This window comes from Pseudomonas sp. GW823-FHT02F05 (genome assembly GCF_058797315.1).
The window spans coordinates 1-11,924 of record NZ_JBXAJM010000020.1; the positions used below are offsets into that span (position 1 = coordinate 1).

At 61.8% G+C, this 11,924-nt stretch carries 6 protein-coding genes; 2 read left to right on the forward strand and 4 right to left on the reverse strand.

The genetic code is table 11. The annotated features are described in order from the left end of the window. Positions 1–188: 188 nt before the first annotated feature. Entirely contained in the window at positions 189–3,287 is a 3,099-nt protein-coding gene (locus AC1RAC_RS21985) for a transglycosylase domain-containing protein (protein WP_492616989.1), read from the reverse strand. Between the two features lie 183 nt (positions 3,288–3,470). On the opposite strand from AC1RAC_RS21985, the gene AC1RAC_RS21990 reads away from it, so the two are divergent. Both AC1RAC_RS21990 and AC1RAC_RS21995 read left to right on the forward strand, forming a co-directional pair. Beyond that, positions 3,471–8,051, forward strand: coding sequence for a coiled-coil domain-containing protein (locus AC1RAC_RS21990; protein WP_492616990.1), 4,581 nt, complete (start codon positions 3,471–3,473; stop codon positions 8,049–8,051). Between the two features lie 376 nt (positions 8,052–8,427). Further along, positions 8,428–9,846 carry an amino acid permease gene (locus AC1RAC_RS21995; RefSeq protein WP_054897689.1) on the forward strand — a complete coding sequence of 473 codons (1,419 nt, stop codon included), beginning with the start codon at positions 8,428–8,430 and terminating at the stop codon, positions 9,844–9,846. 200 nt (positions 9,847–10,046) lie between these two features. Here AC1RAC_RS21995 and AC1RAC_RS22000 read toward each other — a convergent pair whose 3' ends face one another. The 3 genes from AC1RAC_RS22000 to AC1RAC_RS22010 all read right to left on the reverse strand — a co-directional run bounded on the left by AC1RAC_RS22000 (position 10,047) and on the right by AC1RAC_RS22010 (position 11,903). Next, on the reverse strand, positions 10,047–11,177 hold the full coding sequence (locus tag AC1RAC_RS22000) for an OpgC family protein (RefSeq protein WP_034126436.1): 1,131 nt from the start codon (positions 11,175–11,177) through the stop codon (positions 10,047–10,049). Between the two features lie 125 nt (positions 11,178–11,302). Beyond that, positions 11,303–11,599 (reverse strand): cupin domain-containing protein, encoded by a 297-nt coding sequence (locus tag AC1RAC_RS22005; protein WP_054897691.1) that lies wholly within the window; start codon positions 11,597–11,599, stop codon positions 11,303–11,305. A gap of 61 nt (positions 11,600–11,660) precedes the next feature. Continuing rightward, positions 11,661–11,903, reverse strand: a complete 243-nt coding sequence (locus AC1RAC_RS22010) for a putative quinol monooxygenase (protein WP_492616991.1) — start codon at positions 11,901–11,903, stop codon at positions 11,661–11,663. Positions 11,904–11,924 lie beyond the last annotated feature (21 nt).

Below are 11,924 nucleotides of genomic sequence, written 5' to 3' on the forward strand. Positions count from 1 at the left end.
AGAGCAAGAGCAAGAGCAAGAGCAAGAGCAAGAGCAAGAGCAAGAGCAAGAGCAAGAGCAAGAGCAAGAGCAAGAGCGGCTCGCTTCGCATCGTGGTTAGCGTCGGCAGTGGCTACAAAAGTTGTGTAGATACCTATGCCCATGAAAGGCCAATACATAACCACTGCATCGCACTTTGCGCTGTATGTTCATTTACCGGTGCTGCTCACGCAGGCGTTCTGCTCGTCGCCTTGCAGGTATGGCATCAATAGGGGCGCCATGCCTTTGAGCACCTGCACAGGCAGCGCCGAGGTGAAGGTGAAACCCTGCGCCGAACTGCCGGGCACGAAGGCGGTGAGCGTGCCGAAGTGGCGCTCGCCGATATAAAACACAAAGGTGGCGGTGCGGTTGATTGCTTTGGAGCTGAGAATGCGCCCGCCGGCACCGATGGCTTCGATACGGTTATCGCCGGTGCCGGTCTTGCCGCCCATGGCCAACGGTGTGCCGTCGGCGTGTTTGAAACTGCCGGCGACGCGTTTGGCGGTGCCGGCATCGACCACCTGGGAGAGCGCGCCGCGCAGGGCCGTCGCCACCTCGGAAGGCATCACTCGGCGGGCGCGGTCGGGGGCATTGATCAGGCGGGTGTCATAGGGCGTGCCGGCAGCAAAGTGCAGGCTGTCAATGCGCAGCACCGGAATGCGTACGCCGTCATTGAGGATGATGCCCATCAACTCGGCCAGCGCTGCCGGGCGGTCGCCGGAGCTGCCGATGGCGGTCGCCAACGATGGCACCAGATGATCAAACGGATAACCCACGGCTTTCCAGCGCTGATGAATTTCCAGAAACGCTTCGATCTCCAGCATGGTGCGGATACGCCCGTCGCGGGCGCTCTGATGGCGGCTTTTGAACAGCCAGCTGTAGACCTCCTGGCGCTCGAACTGACTGGCTTTGACGATCTCGCTGAACGTCGCGTCCGGATGGTTGAGCAGGTAGCCCATCAGCCACAGGTCCAGCGGGTGCACCTTGGCGATATAGCCTTGGTCAGGCAAGTCATAGGCGCCTGGGCCGTAGCTGTCGTACAGCGTGTCGAGGCGTTTGTTGGTGAGTGTCTGCTGGCCTTTGGTTCCCGCCAGGCGCGCACGCAGAAAGCTGTTGAAACTCTCGCGGCTGGCGTCGGGCAGCAGGTATCGGTGCACGGCAGCCAGGCGGATCGGTGTGGGGTGCAGACTGTCGAGGAAGGTTTCCAGGCGCGCCTGGGTGTCTTTTTTCTGGTACTTCTTCCAGAACTTGAGCAAAAAAGCCGTGCCTTCGCGGTCGGCGAATTGCGCCAGGTATTCCTGGCGGCGTGGCTCGCTGTCGTCCTTGAGCAACTGCGCGCTGTTGTTGGCGCTGCTGTAGGTGACGTAGCGCACCAGGTCGCGCATCAGGCGGATGAACGGCAGGTTGATCGATTCGCGCAGGGCATCGCGCAGGCTCGGGTTGCGACCGTTGTCCTGGTTGCGAAAGTTATGGAAGCGGTGCAGGCCGCCACCGGTGAAAAAGCTCTCGCCGGGGCTGGCCGAATAGGTGCGGTCCAAGGCCGCTTCGAGCATGTCTGCCAGGGATTTGCCGGGATTTTGCAGCAGGTAGTCCACGGCCCAACGACTGAGGCGGTCCTGCTCGGCGACCTCGACTTTTTTCAACGCTGCTGGCGCCAATGCGCCGTAGCGCTCATGTAGCTCGGCGATGATTTGCAGGTAGGTGGTCAGCACGCGCAACTTGGCGGTAGAACCCAATTCAAGCTTGCTGCCCTCGTTGATGTCGAACGGCTGGTCGGTGTTGTCGGTCTGCACCCGCACGCGCGCGCTGTCGGCGGTGCGCTCGAACAAGGTAAAGCTGTAGCGCACCTGCGGCGTGCTGGCGGGGGTGAGCAAGCGCTCGCCCAGTAGCCCGATCTCTTTGGCATAGGCCGGGTCGGCCAGTTGTTTGAGGTAGGCGGTAATCTGCTCCTGCAGTTGGCCTTGCAAGGTGCTGGTGGCGGACAGGTCCAGGCGGTCGAGGTCGTACAGCGGGCGATCGAGCAGCGCGGCCAGGCGGCTGCGGGCCACGCTGATGCCTTTGTTGGCCTCGATCTTCTGGGTGGTCGGTTGTTGCTGCCAGTCGCGGTAGGTGACCTGGCTGGCCAGCGCTGCCTTCAATAATCCCGGCTCGATCACGCCCTGTTGCGCCAGCAGTCGCAAGTGACTGTCGGTCAACTGCGCCAGCTCATCGCGGCCCTTGGTCAGGTAGTGGGACGGGCGGCGCTGGGCGATCATCAGCGACAGCACTTGGCGCAACGCCAGGCCACGGGCCGCCAGGCTGGGCGCGGTGTTCGTGGTGTCGGCCAGGGCCCGGTTGACCTGGTTGAAGTCGGCGCCATACCACACCCGCAGGCCTTCGGCCATGCCGTGCACTTCGCCGTGGCCGGGCACTGCCGAAAGCGGCACGCTGTTGAGGTAGTCGCGCACCACGTTCTGCCGAGCGAGGAGGGTGTCGGGGCCGTGCTGATAGGCGCGCACACTGGCCGAGAGCATCTGGCGCAGTTTTTCGCTGCCCGACAGGGTCAGGCCGTCCGGCGAATGGCGGTACTTTTCCAACTGCGTGGCCAGGGTGCTGCCGCCCGCCGTTTGCCCCGGCAGGTGCAGCTGGCGCGCAACCTGTGACCACGCGGCCTTGGCAAAGCGCGGCCAGTCCACCGCCGGGTTGGCCTGGGCTGGCTGCGGGTCGAGCAACTCGCGGTTTTCGATAAACAGCAGGCTGCGCACCATCAACGGTGGCACGTCGCTGAACTGCGCATACAACTGCGTCGGGTAATTGAATTGATACAGCGGCGCGGCGCGGCAATCGGTGATGCTCAGCCCGGCCTGGATTTTTTCTGCGTAGGGAATAAACAGACCGTGACGGCTGTAGTTCATCAGCGCCGCGGAGAAGCGTGCCTGGGACTCGATCACGTAATTACGCTTGAGCAGGCGCGGCAGGAAGTCGCCCAGGGCGCTGTAGCCCAGGCGCTGATCGAAGGGCCCGGCGCCGGGGTACAGGATCGCATCGCTGGCTCCGGGTTCGACGCGGTAGGTCAACTGCGCGGCCCATTGGCTGAGGGTGCGAGCCTGCCAGCGAGCGCTGTGCATCTCGCGCAACACGGCAAAACCCAGGGCGAGCAGCACCAGCAGCAGGATCAGCCAGAACAGCCGGCGCCATGGCCGGGGCGGTCTGAATTTTTTCGGCAATGGGGCGGGTGACGGGCTGTCGGCTTCAGCCTTGTGCGAGTCGGTTTGCCACAGTGCGCCCATAGTCGACTGATCCATTCCTACAGATTGATCGGACTTGTCTGAAGCGTAGACGCGAATTGCCTTGCCCATGAAGTTTGTCGACGGGGCAGCACACAGCGCGTCATGGCAGGCGTTAATTGTCTAGGCCAGCGGGTCGCTCGGCGGCGGTTAGCGTTTGATTTTAACTGCCCTCAGAGTATCAACATGACCGCTTCCACCCCTCCAGCCGACTCACAGCACCTCATCACGAGCGAGCAAATCGAAACGTTGTTTCGCGAGCCGCCGTCATTGCTGGCGGTAGCGCAAGAAAGCGCCCAGGCCTACCTTGACCAGCATTTTGCTGAACACAAATGGCAGGCCGGTCTGATTTATATCGCTGCGCCCGCCGACACTGACGGTAGCCTCGTTTACCAGGCCTTGTCCGAGTGGCTGCTGCAACGCCTGGCCCTCGCCGGCCCGGTGTTGCTGGTGGCGGACTATCACGTGGTCGCCCAACGGGTGCGCGAGGTGTTTGTGGAAGGTGGCCCGAGCCTGGTTGAACTGGAGCGGCTGATCAACCGCTGCGGCGCGCTGTTGTGGACGACCTACGTACGACGCCTGCAAGCCTGGTGGTGTGAAGAGTTGCCGGTGAACATGACGCGCTGGGGCTACCTGTCGGATGACCTGCTGACACTGCTGTATGACTCACCCAAGCCGCCGGGATACAGCGAAGAGCAATTCGCCACACTGTTCCCCAAAACCCTGCTGCATCCGATTCGTCCGGATAACGAGTGGAGCGCCCACGGCGATGCATTGCGGGTGCAGGCGGTTTACCTGGCGGGGCCGCCCGTCGAGATGCTGCCGGTGCTGGTCCTTATTCACGGACAACAGCGCTTGCTGTTCAGCCCGGCCAGTGGCCTGCACCCGCTGCGCGACGAGGACGAAATCGCTGCATGGTTGCCGGCTTTTGCTGAGGGCGCGCGCGTAGAGCAATGGTTTGCCGAGGACGTTGACAGCGATCCGTTCGACGCCCTGGCGGCGAGCTACCTGGCACGTCAACTGCGCGATATCGACCGGATTGACCGCAGCCTGGCACTTGCACCGGGGCAGCATCAGGCGTTGCTCGACTACATCACCGATCCGCGACGCTGGTTCGTCGCCAGCCTGGGCGCACGTCAGCAAGCGCTGCGCAGCGCCATGCCGCTGTGGCTGGCCCACGCCGACGAGCAAGACAGCATCGCCTACGCGCGCCTGCTCCAGGCACTGGTGCTGGCCCGTGAGCAAAATGGCGGTAAACAGTTTCTCGACGGTATCGACTCAATCCGTCAGTTTGCCGATGACGCGCTCAAAACGTGCCTGCACGCTCAACCTGCGGCGCGCAAAGTGCTGCCTGCCGATGTCCGGCTGACCTTTAAACGGGTGATTGCCGCCGCAGTGCCGGTGCCGGGAGGTTTCATAGCGGGCGAAGTCGACCTGATCACCGTAAGCCTGACCGAACTGGCGCTGGAAAACCTGGCCGGGTTCCCTCACACCGTCACCAGCATCACGTTGAACGACGCCCCGGCGCCCGGTTGGTTGACTTACGACCTGCTGAGCGGGTGTGTGCAAACGGCTGACGTCGGCCAGGCTTACCCGGCTTTGTTGAAAAGAAAGCTGTTGGATGATCCAACCGAAAACGCTCGGCGCTTGCAGTTGTTCAAGCGCCAATTACGCGTGCAGTTGCCGATGCTGGCGTTGGAACTGAAGATCAAGGACGAGCACGGCCTGACGCTGGATGGCTTCAGGCGCGTGCAGGCTGCGCTGCAATCGCGCCTGGCCGATCGTACGGTACAGGACCAGGCAATGGCGCTGTGGCCGCTGGCGTTCAAGGCTTCGGCGGCTGCTGACGCCGATGAGGTGACCGCGCACTTCATCATTGGCCCAAGGGCCGGGCAGGCGGGCGTGCATCTGCTGTACCGGCCATTGCTCGAACCGATGTTGCAGGAGTACGCGTCGATCCACGCGTTGTTCGAGGCCATCAAGGCGCCAGGCCCATTACAGGACAGCGTGTTGACCTGGATCGCTCCGGCACGCCAGGCGGTCTACGCCAACGGCGGCTTCAATGAACCGCATATCCGTCGCTTTTTGCCTGGCGATGAGTTCGGCGTGTATGACAAACCGCCGGCGGCGCAACTGCACAAGCAGTTGGGCACGCAAGGCCCCTGCACCCTGGTGTTCAACGGCACGGCAAAGGCTCTGGTTGCCCTGGCTGACCGGCAATCGGTATCGAACGCCGAACAACGCTGGGCCCATATGAAAGAGGTAGGTTGGCTGTTGTTTGCCAGTGTCCTGCCGTTGACCAGCGGGCCGTTGCAATTGGGCGGATGGCTGGTGCAATTGGTCGACAGCCTGCAGCAGGATATTCAGGACCTGGCCAGCGACGATGAACAGGCCAGGAACAAAGCCGTTACGGATGTACTGAGCAACCTGATGGCAATTCTTGCGCACCAGGCCACGCCCCACGCCCCCCATCAGGCGCTGCAACTGGAGCACCCCGTCTTTGCGCCGTTGGCGCACGCCGAGCCCGCCGCGTCGGCGCCTGTTCGTGTCCCCGTGCCTGCAATGTTCCACACCCCGATCCGTTGGAGTAATGCGCGTAAAGACCTGACCACCGCGCAGAATGCTCGGGCACGCCGCCTGAGCCTCAGGGTTTTCTCCGGAGAATGGAGCAACGCCGAGCAAAGCGGCCCGCGCCAGGGTTTGGTCTATGACACTTCCTTTTCACCACCGCAATGGCATGCCTTGGTACGCGGGCACGTGTATCGGGTGGTGGACGAGGCCAATGCGGTGCGGGTCGTCAGCGCCGATGGCCGCGAGAAAGGTCCCTGGTTGAAATCCTTGGGTGACGGGTATTGGGATTTTGATGCGCGATTGCACTTGCCAGGGGGCAATGCCGATTCCGCGCTCGAAGCCGAACTGCAGGCACTTGAAGTGTCCGAGCCGAGCCTTGAACAGCAATATCGTGATGCTGGGCGCGCACGTGACAGGGCCGGTGCAGCCATGATCGTGGCGCGTAAGCTGGCGCGCGAATCAAAGGGCAAGGTTACCGAGGCACAGTTGGCGCAACTTGAGGAACGCTACCGCAAGGAAATGCAGAATAAGGTGACGTCCTCGCAACAAGAGCTGCAATTGCTGATGCGTTTGCGTGCGATCAAGCCACGGCCTCGGTATGAAGAAGAACTTTGTGAAGTGCTGGAATCACTGATTCTGGGCCTGCAATTACTGGATGCCGACACGCGTGAGCAGATGCTGCAGATCAATGCGCGCATCCGCCCTCTGCTCGATGTCCTGCAAGATGAGAGTGAGGACGAAGCCGGCTCCGATCTTAATCGCCAGGCCCATGCTGACCTGGACCGCAACATGCGTGAGCAAGTGGCAGCCGAGGAGGCGGCGATTCGCTGGCGCACGCTGGAAAAAACCTATATTGACCAACTCAGGGCAGTGCCGCGGCTTGGGCGCAACAAGGCCCGCGAGCTGCAAAATGACTTGGCTGCAAGGCCTTCGGTCCTGGATTTGCAAGCGTTGCAAGTGACCACACTGTGGGGCATCACCATTGATATCGAAGGCCCACCGCTGGAGGCGGAGTTTTTTGACAGCTTGAACCAGGTGATCAATCGTGCCCGCTGGGCCAGCCGCTCCCTGGCCGACCTGGAGCATCTTTCCATCGCGCGGGAAGAACGTGTAGAAGTGCTCAAAAGCCTGGGGCGCATCTATGCGCTCACCGACGACCACATTCAGTTCTGGCGCGCCATGGCGCCGGACACCTTTGACTTGGCCAATCTGCAAAAACTCCAGACGTTGCTGTCTGGCCTGCACCGTCAGGTTGAGGAGCAACTGGCTGACCTGCTGGACACCGCCCCCGGCGTGGTGTCGGTCAAGGCAGAGGCAGCAGGCTCGCGGCAAAAAAAGATCATCCGCACGCGCAACCGCGATGTGTATGTGGCCCGGGTCAAAGGCCCGACCGGCACCGCAGAGCTGGTGGACGACAAGGGCAGTGTGATCGCCACCTTCACCGAGGCCGACGACGGCGTATGGGAAGCGGTGGAACCGCCGGCCAAACCCCGTACGGCCAACCCGCAACTGGGAGCGCTGGTGAACAAGGGCCTGCGGCTGTTGGCAGGCGTCGACAACGCGATTGCGAAGGTGCAAGGCATGTCGGACAGGTGTGAGCCCGAATCCCTGCAAGCCCTGTTGGCGGCGCAAGCCAACAGTCGGCGCATGGTGGCGGCGGATATCGACAGAAAATTACGCAGCCTGGACGTTTCACGGCTGGCCGCCACCCAGCAGGCCAACGCCAGGGTGCGGGCCAGCGACTTGCGGGCCGCGGCGACGCGCCTGGAGGCGGCGGGTGTCGAGGCGCGTGTCCGGGCCAGCAAACTCAAGCTGACGCGGGCCGAAGATGTCGATTTCCTGCACGCGCTCAATGAGGTGCGCATCCAGCGACAAGGTGCCCGCGTACGCCTCAAGGGTAAAACCGTGGATTTTCTGCAAGTCTATGTTGTGCAGGATGCGCAAACGGCGCAGCCGCTGTGTTACGCGCACTTTCACTATGGAACCCGCCTGGGCCCGGACGATCACTACACCGCCGCCCACATCAAAAGCCCCGAGCAGCAGCGCTTGGGGCGCCAGGCCCAGGCCGAAGCTGAAGCCCAGGCGTTCGCCCGCATGCGCAGCGGCCAGACCGGGCGCGTGCAGCAAACCCTGGACATCGACCGTGCGAGCATTTCCCGGCTGCTGGCCAGACGTTTGTTTTTCAGTGTGGACTGAACGGCACGCCGGCTCCCACATTTGAACGGCCTCGGGGTGCAGAACCGCGCCATCATGTGCTCGCCCCCAGGTGTCCCGATCCTGACCGGTTATGCAATACTCTGCGCCGTTTTGCGCCGGGAAGGCCGATGTAGACGCTTGGTGCTTGCACCGTCCAAGCGGTTTTTCTCGGGGCTTATCGCCAAATTTCCTTGTTTATTGAGTGAAAAGACCTGACGTTAGCTTTTTATACTGCACGCCCGCTGACCTGTGCGCGTGAGTCGCACCAGGCGGATTTGCCCATGAGGCGAGTTCGGTCCAGCCGGTGTATCAGCCCATCCGCGGATACGCCCAGGCTCGGTGGCTAAATCCAATAACAAAATGAGGTTGTATTCCTATGCCTGTCGGCAAACCACTGCCCCCTGGCGAGACCGCTCAAGGCGGCCCGCTCAAACGCGAACTCGGCGAACGGCATATCCGCCTGATGGCGCTCGGCGCGTGTATCGGTGTGGGGCTGTTCCTGGGATCGGCCAAGGCCATCGAAATGGCCGGCCCGGCGATCATGCTCTCCTACATCATTGGCGGCCTGGCGATCCTGGTAATCATGCGCGCCCTCGGAGAGATGGCCGTGCACAACCCGGTGGCCGGTTCGTTCAGCCGCTATGCGCAGGATTACCTCGGTCCATTGGCAGGCTTTCTCACCGGTTGGAACTACTGGTTCCTGTGGCTGGTGACCTGCGTCGCAGAAATTACCGCAGTGGCGGTGTACATGGGGGTCTGGTTCCCCGACACGCCACGCTGGATCTGGGCACTGGCGGCGCTGATCAGCATGGGCACCATCAACCTGATCGCGGTCAAGGCGTTCGGTGAGTTCGAGTTCTGGTTCGCGCTGATCAAGATCGTCACCATCATTGCAATGGTGATCGGTGGCGTCGGTATCATCGCCTTCGGTTTCGGCAATGACGGCGTGGCGTTGGGCATTTCCAACCTGTGGACCCATGGTGGCTTCATGCCCAATGGTGTGCAGGGCGTGTTGATGTCCCTGCAAATGGTGATGTTCGCCTACCTGGGCGTCGAGATGATCGGCCTTACCGCCGGTGAAGCGCGTAACCCGCAGAAGACCATTCCCAGCGCCATCGGCTCGGTGTTCTGGCGCATCCTGCTGTTCTACGTGGGCGCGCTGTTCGTGATCCTGTCGATCTACCCGTGGAATGAAATCGGCACCCAGGGCAGCCCGTTCGTGATGACCTTCGAGCGTCTGGGCATCAAGACTGCCGCGGGTATCATCAACTTCGTGGTGATCACCGCCGCGCTGTCGTCCTGCAACGGCGGCATCTTCAGCACCGGGCGTATGCTCTACAGCCTGGCGCAGAACGGCCAGGCGCCGGCGACGTTCGGCACCACCTCCAGTAACGGCGTGCCACGCAAGGCCTTGCTGTTGTCGATCTTTGCCTTGTTATTGGGCGTACTGCTCAACTACCTGGTGCCGGACCAGGTGTTCGTATGGGTGACCTCCATCGCCACCTTCGGCGCGATCTGGACCTGGCTGATGATCCTGCTGGCCCAGCTCAAATTCCGCAAAGGCCTGAGCCCGGCGGAGCAGGCGGGCCTCAAGTACCGCATGTGGCTGTACCCGGTCAGTTCCTACCTGGCGCTGGCGTTCCTGGTGCTGGTGGTGGGCCTGATGGCGTACTTCCCGGAGACCCGTGTGGCGCTGTATGTCGGGCCTGCGTTCCTGGTGCTGTTGACCGTGTTGTACTACGTATTCAAGTTGCAGCCCGCCGTCGCCAATAGCAGCGCGACCCGCTCCGTTTAAATGTGCGGGCTTGCCTGCGATAGCGGTGGTTCAGTTGCAGATTAATTGACTGGCCCGCAGCCTTCGCGAGCAAGCCCGCTCCCACAGGGGGATCTGTGCCGGGCGTTGATCCTGTGGGCAATACACGACCAATGTGGGAGCTGGCTTGCCTGCGAAAGCGGTGGTTCAGTTGCCATCCCGCTGTCCGGCGGGGTCGCTAACTATGTAGTCGTGACGACGGCGCGGCTGGCGTAGCGTTGGTCCAGGCGCTTGTTCAGGTCCAGCCATGCCGCCAATAAGCCCATCAACACAGCGCCCGCCAAGGCCGTGGATAACTTGATCGCCAGGCTGTCGCCGGCCATGGCATTGAGCATGTCGGCCAGTGGCGCCAGCACCACGCCCAGGCAAAACACTTCCAGGGAGTAACGCCCCATCCTCGCCAATTGCAGGGCCAGCCACTGCTGCGTCCAGCCGACGTCGGGGAGCAATTTGGCGGTGACGTAGGCCAATGCCAGGAAGTGCAGCAGGCGCACCGGCGACAGGTCGGTCTTGCTGATGGGGTACAGCCATTCGCCAATCACGCGTGGCATCCAGGCGTCATGCACCTCGGGCCAGCGCCAAGACAAGGTGATCACACAGGTCACCAACACGTAGAGCGCAGCGGCCACGAACAAGGGTTGGCGCAGCAACGGCCGCGCTTCGGCGCGGCTGGGTGAGCGCAACGCGGCTGCGCCGCCGAGGATGAACAAGCATTGCCAGGTGATGGGGTTGAAGTACCACACTCCGCCGTTGCTCGCGGGCAAATTCCAGCCCTGCCAGGGCGCCAGCAGGTACACCGCCACCGAGATCGCCACCATCACGTTGGGCACATACACCAGCAGTGGCAGGGTGAGCGGCAGGCTCAGAATCAGCACGATGTACAACGGCAACGGGTCGGTGAGGTTGGGCTTGAAGCGCAGCAGCAACTCATCCATCAAGGCCTGTTGGGTATCGCTGAGAAAATACCCCAGGCCCATTTCCTGCACCAGGTCGCGAGTCTCGATATGGCTGTTGGCGAAAATCACGATGCCCATCAACAGCGCCAACAGGAAAATATGCGCCACGTAGAGTGTCCACACCCGACGCAGGATTTTCAGGCAGGCGAAGAGATAGCCCTCGCGCTGCAGAATCTTGCCGTAGGCCAGCACGGCTGCGTAGCCGGCCAGGAACACGAAGATTTCCGCGGCGTCACTGAACCCGAAGTTCTGCACGGTGATGTTGGCGAGGGGGTTGTGAGGCACGTGATCCCAGAAAATGAAGATCAACGCCAGGCCCCGAAAAAAGTCGATGCGCGGGTCGCGTCCGTTCAGCATGGCAGCGGGCTCTTGAACAAGTTGTTTAATGACGATAGGTGAGCGCGGGCGTCGCCGCACGTCGGGCGGGCGGAGGTTGGCGGTATTTGTAAGCAATTGCAAAGGCTGGGTATTACTGAATGTCTCTAGAGATCAATGATCACCAGGGTGCCCTGGCTGCCGGCGAGCACACCGTGGGCAGTGCCGGCTTCCACCAGGTACATCTGGCCGGCGTCCACCCTGATGGCTTGATCACCGATGCGCAGGTGCAAGTACCCACTGATCACCAACAACCCTTCGTTGTAGTCGTGGGTTTCTTCCTCGTACGTCTGTTCATCCATGCGCAGTACTTTGATCCGCGCCGGGCCAACCTGGCCCAGGCGTGTGGATGTCCAACTGTCGGGCAGTTGCGCGGCGATTACGGCGAAGTCCAGTAACGGCATGTGAATCTCCTTGTTTTCAACGATGCCGTCGGTGGTCCGGTTCAGCAGGCGGTGGGTCTTGTCAGAAAATGTCCATCAACAAGACCCGGCACGGCTTGGCTTGATGCTCATTGATCTGGGGCACCAACCGGGTGAAGTGCTCGGTCTGGCAGTGCGCATCCAGCGCCGCTTGATCTGGCCATTGCTCGATAAAAATGAAGTGCCCAGGGTCTTTTTGATCGATGAACAAATCGTAGGCGATGCACAGCGGTTCCTGGCGGGTTTTTTCCACCAGTTCAGCGTACCAAGGGCGCACGGTTTCCAAATGTTCGGGCTTGATAAAGTC